The organism is Arcticibacterium sp. SM2516 (genome assembly GCF_057914865.1).
Map to the genome: position 1 here is coordinate 3450283 of NZ_CP195290.1, position 19753 is coordinate 3470035.

The 19753-nt window shown below is 38.2% G+C and carries 21 protein-coding genes, 1 tRNA gene and 1 pseudogene; 12 read left to right on the forward strand and 11 right to left on the reverse strand.

The window, feature by feature from the left end; translation table 11 throughout:
* Positions 1 to 51: 51 nt before the first annotated feature.
* Positions 52 to 1647, forward strand: a complete 1596-nt coding sequence (locus ACSBFT_RS14370) for a peptide chain release factor 3 (protein ID WP_489601139.1) — start codon at positions 52 to 54, stop codon at positions 1645 to 1647.
* A gap of 63 nt (positions 1648 to 1710) precedes the next feature.
* Here the strand turns inward: ACSBFT_RS14370 and ACSBFT_RS14375 are convergent, their stop codons facing one another.
* Genes ACSBFT_RS14375 through tsaE form a run of 3 tightly spaced genes read right to left on the reverse strand, consistent with a single transcriptional unit; the run spans position 1711 to position 3802 of the window.
* A complete protein-coding gene (locus tag ACSBFT_RS14375; RefSeq protein ID WP_489601140.1) occupies positions 1711 to 2115 on the reverse strand; it encodes a hypothetical protein in 405 nt (134 codons plus the stop codon).
* Between the two features lie 41 nt (positions 2116 to 2156).
* Positions 2157 to 3365, reverse strand: a complete 1209-nt coding sequence (locus ACSBFT_RS14380; RefSeq protein WP_463048704.1) for an alanine dehydrogenase — start codon at positions 3363 to 3365, stop codon at positions 2157 to 2159.
* Positions 3365 to 3802 carry a tRNA (adenosine(37)-N6)-threonylcarbamoyltransferase complex ATPase subunit type 1 TsaE gene (gene tsaE / locus ACSBFT_RS14385; RefSeq protein ID WP_489601141.1) on the reverse strand — a complete coding sequence of 146 codons (438 nt, stop codon included), beginning with the start codon at positions 3800 to 3802 and terminating at the stop codon, positions 3365 to 3367. Before tsaE ends, ACSBFT_RS14380 begins: the two co-directional genes overlap by 1 nt.
* A gap of 158 nt (positions 3803 to 3960) precedes the next feature.
* Here tsaE and ACSBFT_RS14390 point away from each other — a divergent pair, with 158 nt between their 5' ends.
* Genes ACSBFT_RS14390 through ACSBFT_RS14400 form a run of 3 tightly spaced genes read left to right on the forward strand, consistent with a single transcriptional unit; the run spans position 3961 to position 7800 of the window.
* A complete protein-coding gene (locus ACSBFT_RS14390) occupies positions 3961 to 5796 on the forward strand; it encodes a penicillin-binding transpeptidase domain-containing protein (RefSeq protein WP_463048707.1) in 1836 nt (611 codons plus the stop codon).
* 4 nt (positions 5797 to 5800) lie between these two features.
* Positions 5801 to 7075 (forward strand): rod shape-determining protein RodA, encoded by a 1275-nt coding sequence (gene rodA / locus ACSBFT_RS14395; protein ID WP_463048708.1) that lies wholly within the window; start codon positions 5801 to 5803, stop codon positions 7073 to 7075.
* A 26-nt stretch (positions 7076 to 7101) separates the two neighbouring features.
* Positions 7102 to 7800 (forward strand): SAM-dependent methyltransferase, encoded by a 699-nt coding sequence (locus tag ACSBFT_RS14400; RefSeq protein WP_463048709.1) that lies wholly within the window; start codon positions 7102 to 7104, stop codon positions 7798 to 7800.
* Here ACSBFT_RS14400 and aat read toward each other — a convergent pair.
* Both aat and pyrR read right to left on the reverse strand, forming a co-directional pair.
* Positions 7797 to 8420 carry a leucyl/phenylalanyl-tRNA--protein transferase gene (aat, locus tag ACSBFT_RS14405; RefSeq protein ID WP_489601142.1) on the reverse strand — a complete coding sequence of 208 codons (624 nt, stop codon included), beginning with the start codon at positions 8418 to 8420 and terminating at the stop codon, positions 7797 to 7799. The two genes, ACSBFT_RS14400 and aat, sit on opposite strands and share 4 nt — an antisense overlap.
* Before the next feature lies 1 nt (position 8421).
* The gene (gene pyrR, locus ACSBFT_RS14410; protein ID WP_463048711.1) at positions 8422 to 8964 is read right to left on the reverse strand and encodes a bifunctional pyr operon transcriptional regulator/uracil phosphoribosyltransferase PyrR; all 543 of its coding nucleotides are present in this window, start codon (positions 8962 to 8964) and stop codon (positions 8422 to 8424) included.
* A 280-nt stretch (positions 8965 to 9244) separates the two neighbouring features.
* Here pyrR and pth point away from each other — a divergent pair, with 280 nt between their 5' ends.
* The 5 genes and pseudogenes from pth (at position 9245) to ACSBFT_RS14435 (ending at position 13463) form a co-directional block, all read left to right on the forward strand.
* Positions 9245 to 9805: an aminoacyl-tRNA hydrolase gene (gene pth / locus ACSBFT_RS14415; protein WP_463048717.1), complete on the forward strand. Its 561-nt coding sequence runs from the start codon at positions 9245 to 9247 to the stop codon at positions 9803 to 9805.
* A gap of 248 nt (positions 9806 to 10053) precedes the next feature.
* Positions 10054 to 10521, forward strand: a complete 468-nt coding sequence (locus ACSBFT_RS14420) for a hypothetical protein (protein WP_463048712.1) — start codon at positions 10054 to 10056, stop codon at positions 10519 to 10521.
* 303 nt (positions 10522 to 10824) lie between these two features.
* Positions 10825 to 11995, forward strand: a pseudogene (locus ACSBFT_RS14425) (Gfo/Idh/MocA family protein).
* A gap of 36 nt (positions 11996 to 12031) precedes the next feature.
* Positions 12032 to 13234, forward strand: a complete 1203-nt coding sequence (locus tag ACSBFT_RS14430; protein ID WP_489601143.1) for a nucleoside permease — start codon at positions 12032 to 12034, stop codon at positions 13232 to 13234.
* 155 nt (positions 13235 to 13389) lie between these two features.
* A tRNA-Asp gene (locus tag ACSBFT_RS14435) sits at positions 13390 to 13463 on the forward strand.
* Between the two features lie 251 nt (positions 13464 to 13714).
* Here ACSBFT_RS14435 and ACSBFT_RS14440 read toward each other — a convergent pair.
* Positions 13715 to 14116, reverse strand: coding sequence for an ISL3 family transposase (locus ACSBFT_RS14440; protein WP_489601144.1), 402 nt, complete (start codon positions 14114 to 14116; stop codon positions 13715 to 13717).
* Positions 14117 to 14178: 62 nt separating this feature from the next.
* Between ACSBFT_RS14440 and ACSBFT_RS14445 the strand changes: the two genes are divergently transcribed.
* On the forward strand, positions 14179 to 14538 hold the full coding sequence (locus ACSBFT_RS14445; protein WP_489601145.1) for an ISAon1 family transposase N-terminal region protein: 360 nt from the start codon (positions 14179 to 14181) through the stop codon (positions 14536 to 14538).
* A gap of 28 nt (positions 14539 to 14566) precedes the next feature.
* Entirely contained in the window at positions 14567 to 15502 is a 936-nt protein-coding gene (locus ACSBFT_RS14450; RefSeq protein WP_489601146.1) for an ISAon1 family transposase, read from the forward strand.
* A gap of 5 nt (positions 15503 to 15507) precedes the next feature.
* Here ACSBFT_RS14450 and ACSBFT_RS14455 read toward each other — a convergent pair whose 3' ends face one another.
* From ACSBFT_RS14455 to ACSBFT_RS14475, 5 genes are all read right to left on the reverse strand, one after another.
* Positions 15508 to 16083: an ISAon1 family transposase gene (locus ACSBFT_RS14455; protein ID WP_489601147.1), complete on the reverse strand. Its 576-nt coding sequence runs from the start codon at positions 16081 to 16083 to the stop codon at positions 15508 to 15510.
* A gap of 28 nt (positions 16084 to 16111) precedes the next feature.
* Positions 16112 to 16471 carry an ISAon1 family transposase N-terminal region protein gene (locus ACSBFT_RS14460; RefSeq protein ID WP_489601145.1) on the reverse strand — a complete coding sequence of 120 codons (360 nt, stop codon included), beginning with the start codon at positions 16469 to 16471 and terminating at the stop codon, positions 16112 to 16114.
* A gap of 538 nt (positions 16472 to 17009) precedes the next feature.
* Positions 17010 to 17183, reverse strand: a complete 174-nt coding sequence (locus tag ACSBFT_RS14465; RefSeq protein WP_489601148.1) for an SHOCT domain-containing protein — start codon at positions 17181 to 17183, stop codon at positions 17010 to 17012.
* 84 nt (positions 17184 to 17267) lie between these two features.
* Positions 17268 to 18029: a rhodanese-like domain-containing protein gene (locus ACSBFT_RS14470; protein WP_489601149.1), complete on the reverse strand. Its 762-nt coding sequence runs from the start codon at positions 18027 to 18029 to the stop codon at positions 17268 to 17270.
* Positions 18030 to 18083: 54 nt separating this feature from the next.
* Positions 18084 to 18554, reverse strand: a complete 471-nt coding sequence (locus tag ACSBFT_RS14475) for a hypothetical protein (protein WP_489601150.1) — start codon at positions 18552 to 18554, stop codon at positions 18084 to 18086.
* An 850-nt stretch (positions 18555 to 19404) separates the two neighbouring features.
* Here ACSBFT_RS14475 and ACSBFT_RS14480 point away from each other — a divergent pair.
* On the forward strand, positions 19405 to 19575 hold the full coding sequence (locus ACSBFT_RS14480; protein WP_489601151.1) for a hypothetical protein: 171 nt from the start codon (positions 19405 to 19407) through the stop codon (positions 19573 to 19575).
* Positions 19576 to 19753: the final 178 nt, after the last annotated feature.

Genomic DNA, 19753 nt, shown 5'->3' on the forward strand with positions numbered 1-19753 from the left:
ATCTAAAAGAGGTAGCTTTGCACCCCATTTCAGAAGGATAAGTTTTTAGATATGAGTTTCGATAAAGAGTTTAAAAAGAGGAGGACATTTGCCATCATTGCCCACCCAGATGCTGGTAAGACTACCTTAACAGAAAAGCTTCTGTTATTTGGTGGTGCCATTCAAACCGCAGGAGCAGTCAAGTCTAATAAAATCAAAAAGTCAACCACTTCAGATTTTATGGAGATTGAAAAACAACGTGGTATCTCTGTAGCCACCTCTGTTATGACTTTTGAGTACAAAGACTTAAAAATAAACATTCTGGATACGCCAGGTCACAAAGATTTTGCGGAAGACACCTACAGAACGCTTACTGCTGTAGATAGCGTAATTTTAGTTATAGACTGTGTAAAAGGCGTGGAAGAGCAAACTGAAAGACTCATGGAGGTTTGTAGAATGAGAGCCACCCCCGTAATTATCTTTGTTAACAAGATGGATCGTGAAGGCCAAGATCCTTTTGATTTGTTAGATGAATTGGAACAAAAACTAAGATTTGGCGTAAGACCCATCACTTGGCCAGTAAATGGTGGTAAAGACTTTAAAGGTGTATATCACCTGCTAGATAAAAAGATGAACTTCTTCGCCGTCAATAAAACAAGACTAGAAGAAGACATATTTGAATACGACATTGAGTCTGAGGTTCTAAGAACCAAAATTGGTAATAAAGACGCCAATCAGCTTCAAGAAGACGTGGAGATGATTGAAGGTATTTACGATGAGTTTGACAGAGAAAAATATTTAAAAGGTGATTTAGCACCTGTTTTCTTTGGCAGTGCTGTGAGTAATTTTGGGGTAATGGAGCTTCTAGACACTTTCTGCAAGGTGAGTCCTTTACCTATCTCTAGGGCTACAGATGTAAGAATTGTGGAGCCTACAGAGAAAAAATTCACGGGTTTTGTTTTTAAAATACATGCCAATATTGACCCAAGACACAGAGACAGGATTGCCTTCCTGAGGGTTTGCAGTGGCACTTTTGAAAGAAGTAAGTTTTACGAACACGTAAGGCTCGATAAGAAATTTCGCTTTTCTAACCCCTATATGTTCATGGCGGATAGTAAAAACGTGGTGGAAGAGGCGTACCCAGGAGATGTGGTTGGACTTTATGACACTGGAAACTTTAAAATTGGAGATACATTAACCGAAGGCGAAGCTCTTCAGTTTACGGGCATACCAAGTTTCTCTCCAGAACTATTTAGAGAAGTGGTCAATGCCGACCCGATGAAATCAAAGCAGTTAGAGAAGGGCGTGCAACAACTGGCAGAAGAAGGTGTGGCTCAGCTATTTATCATGCAGCCTGGAAATAGAAAAATAATTGGTACAGTGGGAGAGCTTCAGTTTGAGGTTATTGAGCATAGGCTATTGCATGAATACGGTGCGAAAGCACGCTTTGAGGCAAAACCTTACTCTAAAGCCTGTTGGTTAACTTCCGATAAGCCAGAAAAACTTGAAGAATTTATAAGACTAAAGAATAACTTTATAGCTTATGATAAAGACAAAAACCCTGTGTTTCTTGCCGAAACCGACTGGATTTTAAGGATGAATACTGAAAATAATCCAGATATCACCTTCCATACCACGTCAGAATTTAAGGTAGCAGCAAAAGAATAAGGTAATCATAAAAAAAGGAGGCTCAGGCCTCCTTTTTTATCTAAATTTCACCAATAACCAGTATCAATCCTCAGGAAAAGGAATATAAACAAAGCTGGCAAACTTCCCATCCATTACAAAAAGACAGCAGTATTCTTCTGGATCTCGATAGTTTTCTTTAAAAAGTTCTTCCGATTCTTCTCCCACAATATTCCTTTCCAAAAACTCCTCAATCATAGATGCTTTATATTCGTATCTTGTTCCGAAATCTTCTTTGAAAAATAGCGTATTCCCTATAGAAACATCCTCTTTAGTAGCAATAAAAACAGGAAACTTACTAAACTTCCTACTTCTGACCTGATAAGACGCCTCTTTCAAATTATCGCAGACTTTGATGAAATCTTCCGTCACTAAACCTAACTGATGTTTATCTAGCTCTGGCGAATTAGCGTCATCCAGTATTGTATTTTCGTTCGAATGATTAATCATATCTCTCTTTCTTTGTTGATTCTAAATTAATTTAAGCACCACTATATCCTTGCCGCTAAAAGCAACCTTAAATCCCTATGCCTAAGATTAAACTTCTTGGCAATATTCTGATGTGTAATATTTCCCTTAAAGGCGTAAACACCTTTTAAAAACCATTGGTTCGTCAGTATCATTTCATCCATACCACCTAAGTCCAAAATTTTCAACAATAATGGTGTGAAAATATTACTCAAACTATGGCTTGCCGTATTCCCTACTCTAGAGGCAATATTAGGAACAGCATAGTGAATAACACCGTGTTTTTTATAAACGGGTTCTTCGTGCGTTGTGGGCACGGAAGTCTCTATACAGCCTCCTTGATCTATAGCTACATCAACCAAAACAGCATTTTTTTTCATGGTCTTTACCATATCTTCTGTAACCACCAAAGGAGATCGTCCTCTTTCTGAACGCATAGCAGCCACTACCACATCTGCCTCTGCCAGTGCTTTACACAGATTGTGAGAGTCTAGAATTGATGTAAAAATGTGCTGACCTAAATAATATCTTAAACGCTGTAATCTATATAAATGTGTATCAAATATTTTAATATCGGCTCCTAGTCCCAAGGCAGCCCTAGCCGCAAACTCCGCAACGGTTCCAGCCCCTAAAATAACAACAGAAGTAGGCGGAACGCCCGCTATACCTCCTAAGAGGGTTCCTTGTCCTCTTCCTAAATATTCCGATGCCAAGAGTATAGCAGAACTACCGGCTATTTCGCTCATGGCTCTAATCACCGACAGGTTTCCTGCGGCATCTTCCATAAACTCAAAACCTATGGCCGTTATCCTTTTTTCTATCAAAGCCTCAAAATATGCCTTAGATTGCTGAGGAAGCTGCAATGCCGACAATAAGGCACCACCTGGTTTCATTAAAGCTATTTCCGCCAAATCGGGAGGATTAACTTTTAAAACTATTCTAGAGGAAAAAACTTCATCTCTTGCCAAACAAACCTGTGCACCAGCCTCAGTATATGCTTCATCCGTAAAGTTTGCTGGGACACCCGCACCCTTTTCTACCCTCACACTCCAGCCATTTCTAATTAAAACAGATACAGAATCTGGGCTTAAAGCAATTCTTTTTTCCAAAGCTGAACTTTCTTTAGGCAGCCCTATCGTCAAGTCTTGACCTCTTGTCTCTACTGCTAAAGGTTTTTCCTGCGTTTCTAAGACAGTAGAACTTCCTATATTCAATTCTGGATTTTGGGTCATTAACTAATTATTTCAAGTTCAACTTTTCTCGTTTGATTATCATTTGTGTCAATTCTTATGAGCAAATGGGGTAGTGGCAATAAGTTATCAATAACCTGCGGCCACTCTATCAAACATATTTTACCACTATAAAAATACTCTTCTACTCCAAAATCATAGGCCTCTTCCTCATTCTTTAACCTATAAAAGTCAAAATGAAAAATTTCTTCTCCTCTATCCGTTTCATAAACGTTGACAATAGAAAAAGTAGGGCTTTGAACAGCGTGCATGACACCCAGCTGTTTGCAAAGCTCTTTGATTAAAGTAGTTTTTCCAGCTCCCAAATTCCCTTCAAATTTCCATACGGATTTATCCTCAGCAAAAGAAATAATTTGCTCGGCTGTGTCCCTAACTTTTTCTAAAGAAATTTGTTCAAAAACCTTTTTCACTGTAACCACAAAAATACTACATTTTTTAAAAACGCGGTTCCAAAGAGGCTAGCCAAAACTCTATTTCTTTATTAAATAAAAAATCTTTAATAAAGTAAGCTGCTTTTGGTTTTAACGTTCAAATTTTAAGACCTTTGTGTTTTAATTCCAATAGACTTTCCGGGCTTATGAATGATGGCAGAAAACATGTGATTCTATTCTTCTTTTTTACCATCGGTATAATTTACGTTTTTAGGCTTTTTTACCTTCAGGTAATTGACCCTAAGTATCGTTCAATAGAGGCTACCAATGCTATCAAAAGACATATTGAAGTTCCACTACGTGGGCAAATTTATGACCGAAACCATAAACTTCTGGTAAGAAACGAGGAGGTATACAATATGTATGTCACGCCCGTCAAAGTTAAAAACCTTGATACCCTAAAATTCTGTAAAGTTTTTAATATTGACAGAAACTATTTTGATAGCACAATGGCTTTAGCTACAAAATATTCTAAAAACAGAGCATCTATTTTTAAAAAGCAATTGAGCAAAACCGATTTTGCAACTGTGGCAGATGCCATGGTAAACTTTAAAGGTTTTCATTTTGAGCAATCTTTCTTTAGAACATATCCTGGACACACCCTTGCCAATGCCCTCGGTTATATAGGAGAGATCCCAAGAAAATTATACGACGAACAAGAATCAAAATACTATAGGCAAGGAGATTTCATTGGACTTTCGGGCATTGAAAAATCTTATGAAGAAGAATTAAGAGGTGTAAGGGGTGTAAAGTATACCCTTATGAATGTAAAAGGTGAAGCCAAAGGGATGTATGAAAACGGCAGCTATGACACCACCGCTGTAGTAGGCAGAGACCTCTATTCTTCCATTGATATGGAACTTCAGCAGCTAGCCGACAGTTTATTTCAAAATAAAGTGGGGGCCATAGTGGCCATAGAACCCAAAACTGGCGAAATATTAGTCATGGGCTCCTACCCCACTTATGACCCAAACCTACTTTCTGGAAAAGCTTTTTCAGAAAACTATTTAAACCTAATAAGAGACCCTGACAAACCCACCTTTAACAGAGCCATATCTTCTTTTTACAGACCGGGTTCCACCTTTAAACTTGTGCAAGCCGTAGTGGGTTTACAACAGGGTGTCATCAATCCAATGTCTTCGTTTATTGGAGCTTTCTCTCCTATGGGTTGCCATGGGCATGGGCTTCATCACCTTATTAACTTAAATAATGCGGTTCAGTATTCGTGTAATCCTTATTTCTATAATGTCTTTAAAAGAATTATAGAAAACACTAAAGAAAAAAGCCCATTCATTGGAGCTAGAGAAGGATTGACCCGTTGGCGAGATATGATGGAAAAGTTTGGTTTTGGCACCCAACTCGGTATTGATATACCTGGAGAGAAAAGCCAACTTCTACCAGGACTACCACTCTATGATAAATATTATGGTGAAAATAGATGGAAATTCTCAAATATTTATTCTCTGGCTATTGGTGAAGGGGAAATCGGCTTGGATGTTTTAAAATTAGCCAATATGACTGCTGTTTTTGCGAATAAAGGCTACTGGATCACCCCACATCTTATAAGAGGTGTAGGGGCAGACAAAAAAGGAATGAAACCAGAGAGACTACAGGTTCATCAAACGGGCATTGCTGCAGAGCATTTTTCTGCTATTTATAACGGTATGGAGGAAGTTTTAAGAGCAGGTACCGCACGACAAGCTTTTATGGCAGATATTCCAATTTTAGGTAAAACAGGAACATCTCAAAATAAAAAAGGCAAAGACCATGCCATTTTCATTGCTTTTGCACCAAGAGATAACCCTCAGATTGCCATTGCGGCTGTAGTAGAAAATGCTGGATTTGGTGGCTCATCAGCAGCACCTATATCTTCCCTGCTTATAGAAAAATTCCTTACAGGCAAAGTAGAAAGAAGAGCCCTTGTGGAAAGAATGAAAAATACAAGTTACACGACGGTGGCAGCTTCTGCCGTAGCAAAATAATTGAATGGCAGGAGAGATTAACATCAAAAGAGGGATTGACTGGATTACAGTTTTATTATACTTAGCACTTGTTATGGTAGGCTACCTTAACATTTATGCAGCCGTATTTAACCCAGAAGACCCAATCGCATTTTTCTCATTGGCTCATAATGCAGGTAGGCAGCTATTATTTTTGTCGCTTTCCATGATCATTGTGGTCATTATTCTATTTGTAGATTATAAGGTTTACGACTCTTTTGCCTACATTTTCTATGGGCTTATGATTCTTCTACTGATTGCCACCATATTTTTAGGTAGTGACGTAAAAGGCTCCAAGTCATGGATAAAGTTAGGATCCTTTTCCCTGCAACCCGCAGAATTTGCAAAAACAGTCACGGCCTTAGCCTTGGCTAAATTTTTAAGTACCCAGACCGTAAACCTTAAGAAATTTCAAGACCTGTGGAAAACGGCGGCTATTATTCTTGTACCGCCTATCATTATTATTCTTCAAAAAGAAACAGGATCTGCCCTTACATTTGCCATTTTCATGGTAGTACTATATAGAGAAGGTTTGCCGGGAATTTATCCGGCCTTGTTTCTAGGCTTCGTGCTCATTTTGGTTCTTTCTTTATTTTACTCCAAATGGTACATACTAGGTGGCTTGTTAGTTTTAGGAATTATTTTGTGGTATCTCATTTTTACTAAAAGAGATAGAAGCAGGTCAAATCTCTACAAGCTTTTAGGTCTATTTCTACTCTTCTCCACATTTGCTATGGGTTTAGATTTTTTCCTTACCAAAGTTTTACAACCCCATCAGCAAAGAAGAATTGAAGCTCTGGTAAATCCAGATGCGGATCCATTAGGTGCTGGATGGAACGTCACGCAGTCCAAAATTGCGATTGGCTCGGGAGGATTTTTAGGAAAGGGATACTTACAGGGCACACAAACTAAATTTGATTTTGTACCAGAGCAATCTACAGACTTCATTTTCTGTACAGTTGGAGAAGAATGGGGTTTTGTTGGCAGCTTGGTTTTACTCGCTCTTTACCTAGGGCTTTTTACCCGACTCATACTCCTAGCCGAACAGCAGCGAGATAAATTTGCCCGAGTATATGGCTACTGCGTAGCCTCAATCATGTTTTTCCATTTATTAGTAAATATAGGAATGACCATTGGTCTTATGCCAGTAATTGGAATACCACTCCCCTTTGTGAGTTACGGCGGGTCTTCTTTGTGGTCCTTCACTATTCTGTTATTTATATTCCTGAAACTTGATGCTCACAGAAGCTTTAAAGTGTAGTATATATTTCAGACAAATTGAAAACAATGAAATCTATTTATCTTATCCCAACTTTACTAGCACCAGAAACCAAAGCGGCTGTTCTACCGATGGAGGTTATAGAACACGTAAAGCACTTGAATGTTTTCTTTGTTGAAAACATAAAAACAGCGAGAAGGTTTATTGCGGGTTTAAAGATTGACAAAGTAATAGATGACATCACCTTTCATATTCTCACCAAAGACTCTGACTTTGAAGAGACCTTTACCATTATGTTAGGATTGGAACAAGATGCTGGTATCCTTTCCGAAGCGGGCTGCCCAGGAATAGCAGATCCTGGTGCTTTAGCTGTGGAGATTGCTCATCAGTTAGATTATAATGTAGTGCCTCTGGTAGGCCCCTCCTCTATCCTATTGGCTCTTATGGCCTCTGGCTTTAACGGACAAAGTTTTGCGTTCAACGGATACCTTCCTATAGATAATAAAGAAAGAGCTAAGAGAATTAAAGAATTAGAAAGATTAAGCCATACCTCTGGTCAAACACAGCTCTTTATGGAAACGCCATATCGAAACCGTCAATTATTTCAGGCTTTACTAGAAACCTGTAACCCAAACACCAAACTAACCATCTCTGCCAACCTCACGGGCTCAGATGCTTTTTCTAAGACCAAGAGCATCGCAAAATGGAAAAGTTACAAAAATCTCGACATTCATAAAAAACCAGCCATATTTGGTTTTGGCTCCTAGCCCAAAAGTTCATCTAAACGAACAGCCCCTTTTTTATCTACAAACGTCATTTTCAGGGCTACGGCACGCTGCAATACCGCTTCATAAGCTGTTCTTGGTATCTCTACAGCTCCATACCTTAATACATTGTCGTTTATAAACTGTGTATCCAAAAGTTCAAAGTTTCTATTTTTCAAAATTTCAACAAGATAATGAAAGGCTACTTTAGAGGCATTGGAAACTTTATGAAACATAGATTCTCCAAAAAACGCTCCCCCCAAACTCACCCCATATAATCCACCCACCAAAACACCATTCTCATAAGCTTCTACAGAATGGGCAAAGCCCAACTCATTTAAAGCACAATACACATTTATAATTTCATCAGAAATCCAAGTTTCATCGTTAACAAACCTTGGTTTGGCACATTGCTCCATCACCGTTTTAAAGTCACGATTGATATAGATATCAAACGGTCTCCTATTAATTACTGGTCTTAAAGATTTTGAAGGTTTATAAGCGTCTATCGGAATGATAGCTCTGGGCTCAGGGGCGTACCAAGAAATCTCCCCATCGGCATCCGCCATAGGGAAAAAACCATTTAAATAAGCATAAATTAAATCTTCAACCTTAAGAGACATATCAAGAATCCATCAGCCAGATTTTATCTTCCTTAAAGTTTTGTTCAGTCCACTCCACCAAAACCCTTTGTGTATCTTGTGTATTAACTTTCCTGCCCGTATAATCTGGTTGAATTGGCAAGTCTCTGTTATAGCTCCTATCTATAAGACATAAAAGCTCCACCTTTGCTGGCCTACCAAAAGCTTGCATGGCATCAATAGCCGCTCTCACCATTCTTCCCGTCGCTAAAACATCATCTATTAAAATGACATTCATTTTTTCAATTACAAAATTAATATGGGTGGCATTAGGCTTTAAAATAGAATCTCTCCTTCTAAAGTCATCTCTGTAAAATGTAGCATCCAGCGTACCATTCAAAACCTTATGACCTAACTGATGCTCTAAAATCTCGACAATTCTATCCGCCAGAAAAATGCCTCTTGGCTGAAGACCGATAATTACTGCGTTTTCTAAACTTCCATGATTCTCAATAATTTCTTGAGATAACCTCTTCAGAATAACACTCAGCAGTGGCTGATTTAGAATTAACCTCTTTTTACTCATTTGCTAATTGGCATTAAAAACAAAAATATTGACTTCTTCGGAAAATGACTAGTAGCTAAATAGAAAATCTGTTTCATGACATCTATTAATATGCAACAACAAACGCAATTAGAGCATTTAGCTATAAAGGCACTAACACAATGGACTTATATTTGTCAAAATCAAATTTAAGGTATCATTACTACCCTTTTTAATGAACAATATTTTTAGAAGCCTTTTTAAAAGAAAGCCCTCAGAGGCAAAGAGAGAGGCTGATGCAAAATCAGAAGATAAACCAGAAATGAAATACTTAATCGTAGGTCTAGGAAATATAGGCCCCAAATACGCCTTCACCAGACATAATGTTGGCTTCATGGCTCTGGACAAGCTTGTAGCACAGGAAGGCATTCCTTTCACTATGGAGAAACTAGCTTATCATTCAGAATGGAAATCCAAAGGCAGAACCATACACCTTATTAAACCCACCACTTTTATGAATCTTTCTGGTAAAGCCCTACAGTACTGGATGAACTTAAAAAAAATACCTGTTGAAAATGTTTTGGTCTTAGTAGATGACCTCTCTCTTCCCGCAGGCAAACTTCGACTCAAGCCAAAAGGCTCGGCAGCAGGGCATAACGGGCTAAAAGATATCGAAAGAGCCTTACAATCAAACGAGTACGCCAGACTTAAGATTGGTATTGGTAGCGACTTCCCTAAAGGAAGACAAGTAGATTATGTCTTAGGCAACTTCCCTGAAGATGATATGATTGAAATATTTAACAAACTGGACAAGGTAAAAGAAATGATTTCTAGCTTTTGTTTCACCGGAATTGAGAGAACGATGAACTCCTTTAATGAATAATTGTACTTTTAGAAGAACTTTCACCAGTGCTTGAATTAGATACTTTACATAGTTAATTTTTTTAATAATAGAATATTGTTTGGCAACGAACGCTCATGTTAGCAACAGATGGACCATGACATCTGCAAAACAACTAAATAACAAAATGTTATACTGATTGGCATTGCCGAAAGAATTTGCTCAAAACTAAGAAACCCACCATATTTGTATCGTAATCAAAAAACGGAATCATAAATATTCCACGAATTATGACAAATAAAATAATAACTTTAGTACTTATAATTGCAACAGCTATTTCGGGAGTGAACTCAGCTAAAGCAGCCGACTCAGTAAACGTTCGTTCAAACAATATATACCTTTCAGCAGGTTCTGAATTCAATTTCAAAACCTTCATGAATAAAAAAGCAAAGAGATTTGTAAAAAAGAACAACGACGAGTGGGCAACATTCAACAATGTGGTACGTCTTTATAACGACCAAACTGGAAGTTTTTTAAATCTTTCTGAAACAGAGAGAGCAAAGTTTTCTGAAGCTGTAGCCAGCATCAATACTAAGCTTGACAAAATGAACAGCAGAGAGTCTCAAATTTGGCTACAAAAAGTTGATGTAACTGAAAAAGTTTTCAACTTCCTTTGGAGCACTAAATTAGAAGAAAGACAAATTGAAAATTATTACAAAATTCCAACTGTTAAGTTTGAAGCTGCAGTAGGAAGATAATAAAGAAATAAACTTTAGTGAGTTGGGCTACCCAGCCCTCTCGCAAAAAGTTTCAAAATTTAATAGGTTAGGGTTGAATAGATAAATGCCGCTCCTCATGGGGGCGGCTATTTTTTTATATCCATTTCTAGATTCTTCTTTCGGAAGAAACTACCAAAGGCTAAATACAAGCACTCACAAAGCCACGCCTTTCTTCTCTCAAAAAGAAGGGATGGTCGCCAGCCGAACAAATCATCCATACCACCTTATTGTCAATATCTATATTTAGTTCTATTTTTAAAGTAGTCAACCCTTTAAAAATAGATGCAAAAACTAGCGATTTTAGGTTCAGGATTTATTTCCGAATTCTACGCCTCGTCCATTTTAGGTCAAAGAAGTAAAGATAAAATATTAGTTGTTGCGTCGCGTAGTGAAGTTAACACCAAGAAATTTGCAGAAAAGTTTAACATCCCATCCTATAGCACGGACCTAAGAAAAGCCATTAATCACCCTGAAATTGACATTGTGGTAATAAACTACCTCCATATGGAAGCCGTAATGGAGTGTGTTAAAGCAGGAAAAGGCGTCATCTGCACCAAACCCCTCGGAAGAAATAGTGAAGAGGCTTTAAAGATGCTCAAAGCGGTAGAAAAGACTGGTATATTTCATGGCTACATGGAAGACCTGGTATACACGCCCAAAACATTAAGAACCATTGAAAGTATAAAACAGGGCTCCTTAGGTCGCATACTATGGGCTCGTTCCAGAGAAACCCACCCTGGGCCACATAGCGATTGGTTTTGGGATAAAGAAAAAGCCGGTGGAGGAGCCATTTTAGACCTGGCCTGCCATTGTATAGTAATAGCCAGGAGCTTTATTGGCAAAAACCAAAAACCCATAGAGGTGATGTGCTGGGCTGCCACTCAAGTAAAGCCCATAGAAGCCGAAGACCACGCCATTGGCCTAGTAAAGTATGCCAATGGAGCCATAGGGCAGTTTGAAGTAAGCTGGACCTTTAGAGGCAGCCTAGACCTCCGTGACGAAGTAATGGGTACCGAAGGCACCGTTTGGCTAAATCACTTCTTACGCACGGGTTTTGATATGTTCACAGCACCAGGCCAAAGCGGATATGTAGCAGAATCAGATTCTGAATGGATATTTCCTGTGGCAGACGAAAATCAAGATCTGGGCTACAACCACATGTTCAACGATATGTTTTCGGCGTTTGAGAATGGCACTGAACCGATTGAAACCTTCTATGATGGTTACATCGTAAACGCGATTATGGATGCCGCTTATACCTCCGTAAAGTCTAAAAAATGGGAGCCCATACATATAGAGGATTGGCGAGGTGACGAGCCTGAAAACGGAGCTACACCAGACTTAGTCCATTATGATGACAACTTCTACACTTATCAAAGAGGAAATACTACCCGATGGAGGCAAAAAACTCATTTTAAAAGACAAAAAAACGGGCAAAATTATCAGAAAATAAATTAGACATGGAAACCTTCCAAAAACCAAATAGGTAATGAACAGTAAAATAAAAATACAATTATCAGTCATGATGTTCCTCCAGTTTTTTGTCTGGGGAGTTTGGTATGTTACCATGGGTACCTACTTGTTCAAAATAGGCTTTGACGGTCTCAGTGTAGGTGCTGCATACAGTACGATAAACTGGGGAGCCATCATTTCGCCTTTTGTTATAGGAATGATAGCCGACCGGTTTTTCTCTGCTGAACGCGTACTGGGCGTTATGCACATCACCGGAGGACTTATTCTATACTACCTCATCCAAATTACAGAACCCACAGCCTTCTTTTGGACGCTATTAATTTATGCCCTTCTCTATATGCCTACTTTGGGTCTAGCTAATGCCTTATGTTTCAACCAAATGACAGACACTAAAAAAGAATTTCCACCTATCCGAGTGCTAGGGACTATCGGCTGGATAATTTCAGGCTTAACCATTGGCTGGTTGAACATAGAAGACTCAAATATGGTTTTCAAAATTGGCTCGGGAGTGTCTATTCTATTGGGGTTATACAGCTTTACCTTACCTAAGACACCTCCAAAAAGCAAAGGAAAAAAACCTTCCCTTAGAGACATTCTAGGACTTGACGCCCTAGCCTTGTTGAAAAACAGAAGCTTCGCGGTATTCATACTCTGTTCTCTACTCATTTCAATTCCATTGGCCTTTTATTACAGTTTCACCAATCCATTTCTAAACGAAATAGGAATGGAAAATGCCGCTGGAAAAATGACCCTAGGGCAAGGCTCAGAACTACTTTTCATGCTTCTTATGCCACTATTATTTACCCGATTAGGCGTAAAGAAAATGTTATTAATAGGCATGCTGGCATGGGTAGTCCGATATTTATTTTTTACATACGGTGACAATGACGCTTTGGTGAGCATGCTCTATATGGGCATCATCTTACATGGCATCTGTTATGACTTTTTCTTTGTAACGGGTCAAATCTACGTAGACCAGACTGCTCCAAAGGAAATACAAGCGTCTGCACAAGGATTTATCACACTCATCACCTATGGACTCGGAATGCTCATTGGTAGCTGGTCTTCTGGATGGTTTGTAAAACAATACACCCTAGAAGACGGAAGCCACCTATGGCAAAGCATCTGGCTCATACCAGCAGGAATGGCACTAATTGCCGCCATTTTATTTTGGATACTTTTTAATGAGAAAAAAACTTTATCTGTAGCAAAAAAATAAATAGCACCTAAACAAAAGACTACCAACGAGTTAGTGAAATACTATGAAAAAAGTATCAATTATTTTAAAATATTTTCAGCCTAGGTATTGACTGGAATAATAATTTGCCTATCTTTGCACCTCCAAATCAGGAAGAGGATTTCAATTTGGAAGCTGGTCTGGTAGTTCAGCTGGTTAGAATACCTGCCTGTCACGCAGGGGGTCGCGGGTTCGAGTCCCGTCCAGACCGCAGCTTAAAAGCCTCATAATCATACGATTGTGAGGCTTTTTTCATCAAACTCCTTCGCTGAAAAAAAATCGATTTAAACATAGTTCGGGTCAAGAGCAAAATCTGGGGGATGAGTTCTTTAAGCATAAATTTGACATAGTCTAAAAAGGAAGAATTCAATACTCCTGACACCTCTAAACCTAGATCTAAAAGCTTTGATTTTCGCATTGAAAGATTCTGGGGTCAAGAGCAAAATCTGGGGGATGAGTTCTTTAAGCATAAATTTGACATAGTCTAAAAAGGAAGAATTCAATACTCCTGACACCTCTAAACCTAGATCTAAAAGCTTTGATTTTCGCATTGAAAGATTCTGCTGAAGCATTGGTACTTCTGTTATCAAAATAATTAAGAATAGTTCTGTAATGATGCTCAAATGTTCGGGCAATTGAATTAAAGGATTTAAAGCCTGCTTGTCTTACTTCTTCATGCCATTTGGCTAGTCGAGCTAAACCATAAGTTTGGTCAGTGGTTTTGTCATAAATCTCGGCTAGTTTAATACCCAGTCCGAAGGCTTTTTCAATATCTGGATAGCGTTCAAATAATAGAGCAGCTCTTTCGGCTTGCGACTTAGACCAGTTTGCTGGTCGTTTATAAAGTACATATCTACGGACCAAGAACAAAAGTTGGGGGATAGCTGTTAAATTCTGAATTTTGGAGAAATTTAACAGCTATAAAATTGGAAGAACTAGTAAAGCTATTGTTGCCCGAATTGTTAGTCGATAATTTCAATCTGATAAAGGTCGATAAGGATAAAAAGACTGAAATTCTGCGAATTTATTTAGAAGAGAAGTTGGATATTCCACAGGAATTATCAGAACTAAAACTTCATTCAAAAGGCTTCTATGATGAAATAACCATCCAAGACTTTCCGATTCGTAATTACAAAGTGTTCCTTCATGTCAAACGTCGTAAATGGAAGGATTTGGAAACAGGAAAGAACGTAACAAGGAATTGGGAAATAGTAGCTCAGGGAACTCGAATGACAACAGAGTTTGCTGCTTTTTTAAAAGAATTCAATAGATACACAGGCCATTGATGTCGAAACGGTTGGCAAGTTCTTCGGATTGAATGGGAAGAAACTACAACGGCAGTATAAGAATCATTTAAGCGACTTCAAAAACTGGAAGCAAAAGCCAAGAGCCAAAGAATGGCTAATCTACCCACAAAATATGGGAGAATATCTGTCAATAGATGAAACTAGCCTTTCGGATGGAGAACTCTATACTATTCTGACCAATAAAGAAGCGAAAGGAAAAAAAGGGAGCATTGTTGCCATCATAGCAGGCACTAAGGCGACTGATATCATAAAAGCCTTACGTAAAATACCAGAGCCTAAACGTAAGAAAGTCAAAGAAGTAACCCTTGACATGGCTCCTAATATGGAGTTGGCAATCAAGAAATCATTTCCTTGTGCAAAACGAGTTACCGATAGGTTTCATGTTCAAAAATTAGCCTGGGATGCGGTGCAAGAAATGAGAATTAAACATCGTTGGGAGGCTATAGACCAAGAAAGTGATTCCATCGAACTTGCAAAAGTAAAGGGAACTCCTTATAAACCTGAGATACTAAGTAATGGCGATACACTCAAGCAGCTTTTAGCTAGAGGTAGATATGTACTTTATAAACGACCAGCAAACTGGTCTAAGTCGCAAGCCGAAAGAGCTGCTCTATTATTTGAACGCTATCCAGATATTGAAAAAGCCTTCGGACTGGGTATTAAACTAGCCGAGATTTATGACAAAACCACTGACCAAACTTATGGTTTAGCTCGACTAGCCAAATGGCATGAAGAAGTAAGACAAGCAGGCTTTAAATCCTTTAATTCAATTGCCCGAACATTTGAGCATCATTACAGAACTATTCTTAATTATTTTGATAACAGAAGTACCAATGCTTCAGCAGAATCTTTCAATGCGAAAATCAAAGCTTTTAGATCTAGGTTTAGAGGTGTCAGGAGTATTGAATTCTTCCTTTTTAGACTATGTCAAATTTATGCTTAAAGAACTCATCCCCCAGATTTTGCTCTTGACCCATATCTACCTCTAGCTAAAAGCTGCTTGAGTGTATCGCCATTACTTAGTATCTCAGGTTTATAAGGAGTTCCCTTTACTTTTGCAAGTTCGATGGAATCACTTTCTTGGTCTATAGCCTCCCAACGATGTTTAATTCTCATTTCTTGCACCGCATCCCAGGCTAATTTTTGAACATGAAACCTATCGGTAACTCGTTTTGCACAAGGAAATGATTTCTTGATTGCCAACTCCATATTAGGAGCCATGTCAAGGGTTACTTCTTTGACTTTCTTACGTTTAGGCTCTGGTATTTTACGTAAGGCTTTTATGATATCAGTCGCCTTAGTGCCTGCTATGATGGCAACAATGCTCCCTTTTTTTCCTTTCGCTTCTTTATTGGTCAGAATAGTATAGAGTTCTCCATCCGAAAGGCTAGTTTCATCTATTGACAGATATTCTCCCATATTTTGTGGGTAGATTAGCCATTCTTTGGCTCTTGGCTTTTGCTTCCAGTTTTTGAAGTCGCTTAAATGATTCTTATACTGCCGTTGTAGTTTCTTCCCATTCAATCCGAAGAACTTGCCAACCGTTTCGACATCAATGGCCTGTGTATCTATTGAATTCTTTTAAAAAAGCAGCAAACTCTGTTGTCATTCGAGTTCCCTGAGCTACTATTTCCCAATTCCTTGTTACGTTCTTTCCTGTTTCCAAATCCTTCCATTTACGACGTTTGACATGAAGGAACACTTTGTAATTACGAATCGGAAAGTCTTGGATGGTTATTTCATCATAGAAGCCTTTTGAATGAAGTTTTAGTTCTGATAATTCCTGTGGAATATCCAACTTCTCTTCTAAATAAATTCGCAGAATTTCAGTCTTTTTATCCTTATCGACCTTTATCAGATTGAAATTATCGACTAACAATTCGGGCAACAATAGCTTTACTAGTTCTTCCAATTTTATAGCTGTTAAATTTCTCCAAAATTCAGAATTTAACAGCTATCCCCCAACTTTTGTTCTTGGTCCAGATTCTGCTGAAGCATTGGTACTTCTGTTATCAAAATTATTAAGAATAGTTCTGTAATGATGCTCCCATTTAGCTAGTCGAGCCAAACCATATACTTGGTCAGTAGTTTTGTCATAAATCTCGGCTAGTTTAATACCCAGTCTGAAGGCTTTTTCAATATCTGGATAGCGTTCAAATAATGGACACGATTGTTCCTTGGGGAATTTTTAAACTTTTAAGGAAGGATGTAAATGCCAATGGGATAAAATTGATATTCGCATAACTACTTGACTTAATTGTATTAATTGCTTTTTTATGGATCAAGACCAGTTCTGACATTTTTGATGTTATAGTATCAGCAATAGGAATTATTTTGGTGCTTGCAGGGGAAAAATGGTTTTTACATTGGCAAACAAAATGAGGCGACAGAAAGGAATAAAGCAAATACCAATACTTGCATACCAGCATTAACAGGTGTTTTAACGCCTATTATTTACTCAATCCGGCCTTTCCTTCTTCATATTCTTGACTGCTGATCTCCCCATCGGCAAAACGCTTTTTAAGAATATCTAGGGGCTTCTCTTGTTTTGTGGAAAAATCAAACTTTTGTCGATTGAAATACCAAAGTGCAATAAAGATTATTATTATCAATCCTAAAATCATAGTTTTTTGTTTTTTATGTATAAATAAAAAGGGGAACCCAATATAATTTCGACGCTCCCCGACTGTAATAGATAAAAAGAATTGTCAATGTTGAACTTGACTCCCCATTTCTTTTTTCTCGTTGTTCATGGTTTCTTTTCCCCTTATCACCTTCTTCAGGTTTTTATTCTGAAGATTTCCATTTACAGACAAGCCCAGTGTAATCCAATCGTGCATTCCACCTCTGTAGTAAAGCATTTTGTCAGACGAATATCCTGCCTTTAATAGGTTTTTTATGGCAGTTGCTGATTGTGGGCATTGAGGTCCATTGCAAAAAAACAAATGTGGGTAATGCTTGCCTAATTCATCTATTCTATTGGTTATCTCATCAAAAGGTATGTTTCTAGAACCGGGAATAGTGACACCTTCCATGGTATCTGGTTTTCTGGTATCAATAATTGATAATCCCTGTATTTGGTGATAATATACCTCAATTTCCCCCACGGTTTTCACCTGAGGGGCAGCTTGCATGGGCTGGATACTTCCCCAAGTGATATCAACCTCCACCTTGCCATCTTCCATGCCCTTAGGGATCATGTGGTTTTGCTCCCTTTTTTGTGACCGCAATTGTGAGATGTCTAATTTTCTCATTTTCAGTTCATTTATTTTTTCCGGTTCAAGAAGGCCAGTGGATTCCACTTTTTCATCCACTATTAATAGAGGTGAAAGTGTTGATTGGTATTTTTCCACAAATTCAGGATGTTCTTCAAAATAAATAACCTGATAAGGTATTTCTGCTTGTCTGAGTTGTTCTTCCAACATGGGGCGATGCTGACAAGTTTTAGTTACTGCAATTAAAATTTCCATAGTAAAGCTCCTTTTGTTTTTTACTCAAAAAAACTGTTCCGAGTGATTTTAATTCTAATTGGAAGATTTGTTCATCTTCATCTTTCCTGTTATTCCATCCATCATATTCATGCCATTCCTGTATGACTCATCATTCATCATACCATTTTGACGCATCATACCCATCATGCTTTGCATCATCGCATGGTTACCCAACATCATTTCTGCCATTTGATTACATTGTGATGTGTCGTTCTGGCACAATTGAATCATGTTTTGCATCATGTCTTGAATTATGCCTGGATTTTCTTTCACCATTTCCTGCGTCATTTGTTGATTACCCATCATCATACCCATCATCTCCTTGTTGCCCGACATCATCATTTTACCTTGCTCGTTATTCATCATCATGTCCACCATTTCCGTCATCATCTCCTGATTGTTGACAATAGTTTCCATGACTTCTTTTCTTTGGGATTCGTCCGTAAGGACTTGCTCAGTGCTTTGGGACTGCTGACAAGCCGTTAAAAATCCGGTAATTATCATTATAGTTGCGATTTTTATGGTATTTTTCATTTTGTTTGAATTTAAATAAGATTAAAAAATGATTTGTGGTATGTGTCGAACAGATTCAAATAATCACATTTCAAATGTGACCCGGTATCAGCTGTAAACTCTTACATAATTCCAACAAAGAATTACAACAATCACATATAGCTAAGATTAGTTAGGAATTCATCAAACCATATTATTTAGCTTACTTTGTTCTGATATCTACTGGTAAGAATTATTTTTAATTTTGGCAATCTAAATGAATATGCAGAAAGAATAAAGCACGATATCCCAGTCCAATAGTTAAGGGGAACTTTGCCCCTTATATCCCACAGAACAGTTCCGAGACGCGTAGTCCGAGACGCGTAGTCCGAGACGCGTAGTCGTGAACCGCTCGATTCATACGGCGTTCTAAAATCTTGAATTAGGTTCTCACAAACTATAAACCCTTCTTTTTGGGTTTTTTGTCCAGTTGGTTAAGCATTATGTTTGAAAGCATCGAGCTCGGAGAGCTCCCTTGGTAAGGTCAACCAGTCTGCCGCCAGGCAGGTGTCCTTTTGCCTATCGCTGCTACAATTTCAGTTCAGCCTCTTTTCAGAACTTTGGCCTTCGGCAGCATATGTCACCTCTTCTGACCCTATAGCCTCCTTATGTAACTGCTGTTCTTAATGAAATTGTCGTCAGTACATAAAACACCGTGACCGGTTGGCGTTTCGATTACTTCAGATGTTTGGTCACCTGTGCCTCCTACTTAGTTTGGGTAACGACTCCCCCTACGGGACTTTCACCCATTGGACTGTTCCGCTTATGAACAAAATTCGTCATTCAAGGCACACACATAGAAATGGCAAAGTCAATTACTGAAAAACTCTTGATTTCTTTTAAGCGATTAAGAGAAAATTCCATCTCTGATAGGTTAAAGCCAATCGATAAGTATTTAAAAAAAAATCTACAACTTTTATTAATTGATACAGAAAAAATAGTGCCGCCAGAAGTAGAGACATTGAATGTGTGAATATTGTAAGCCTTCTATAGAATAATATAACATTCCGCTTTAAATCATTTTCACCTTTGTAAAAGAATAGTGTAACACTCAAAAAATGCCAATTGAAAAAAGCCTTGCGTCAAGAGGTGAAAAGTTCAAAAACAGCCTTCGCTAAGCTTGGCGGGGGCGTTTATTCAATCCGGATTAT

Bases quoted from the DNA above. Each gene is read 5' to 3' on its own strand.
- ACSBFT_RS14420 (WP_463048712.1), top strand. From the start codon at position 10,054: ATGACAAATAAAATAATAACTTTAGTACTTATAATTGCAACAGCTATT.
- aat (WP_489601142.1), bottom strand. From the start codon at position 8,420: ATGTCTCTTAAGGTTGAAGATTTAATTTATGCTTATTTAAATGGTTTT.
- ACSBFT_RS14375 (WP_489601140.1), bottom strand. From the start codon at position 2,115: ATGATTAATCATTCGAACGAAAATACAATACTGGATGACGCTAATTCG.
- ACSBFT_RS14380 (WP_463048704.1), bottom strand. From the start codon at position 3,365: ATGACCCAAAATCCAGAATTGAATATAGGAAGTTCTACTGTCTTAGAA.
- ACSBFT_RS14475 (WP_489601150.1), bottom strand. From the start codon at position 18,554: ATGATAATTACCGGATTTTTAACGGCTTGTCAGCAGTCCCAAAGCACT.
- ACSBFT_RS14480 (WP_489601151.1), top strand. From the start codon at position 19,405: ATGGCAAAGTCAATTACTGAAAAACTCTTGATTTCTTTTAAGCGATTA.
- pyrR (WP_463048711.1), bottom strand. From the start codon at position 8,964: ATGAGTAAAAAGAGGTTAATTCTAAATCAGCCACTGCTGAGTGTTATT.
- pth (WP_463048717.1), top strand. From the start codon at position 9,245: ATGAAATACTTAATCGTAGGTCTAGGAAATATAGGCCCCAAATACGCC.
- ACSBFT_RS14430 (WP_489601143.1), top strand. From the start codon at position 12,032: ATGAACAGTAAAATAAAAATACAATTATCAGTCATGATGTTCCTCCAG.
- rodA (WP_463048708.1), top strand. From the start codon at position 5,801: ATGGCAGGAGAGATTAACATCAAAAGAGGGATTGACTGGATTACAGTT.
- ACSBFT_RS14400 (WP_463048709.1), top strand. From the start codon at position 7,102: ATGAAATCTATTTATCTTATCCCAACTTTACTAGCACCAGAAACCAAA.
- ACSBFT_RS14390 (WP_463048707.1), top strand. From the start codon at position 3,961: ATGAATGATGGCAGAAAACATGTGATTCTATTCTTCTTTTTTACCATC.
- ACSBFT_RS14465 (WP_489601148.1), bottom strand. From the start codon at position 17,183: ATGATTTTAGGATTGATAATAATAATCTTTATTGCACTTTGGTATTTC.
- ACSBFT_RS14370 (WP_489601139.1), top strand. From the start codon at position 52: ATGAGTTTCGATAAAGAGTTTAAAAAGAGGAGGACATTTGCCATCATT.
- ACSBFT_RS14470 (WP_489601149.1), bottom strand. From the start codon at position 18,029: ATGGAAATTTTAATTGCAGTAACTAAAACTTGTCAGCATCGCCCCATG.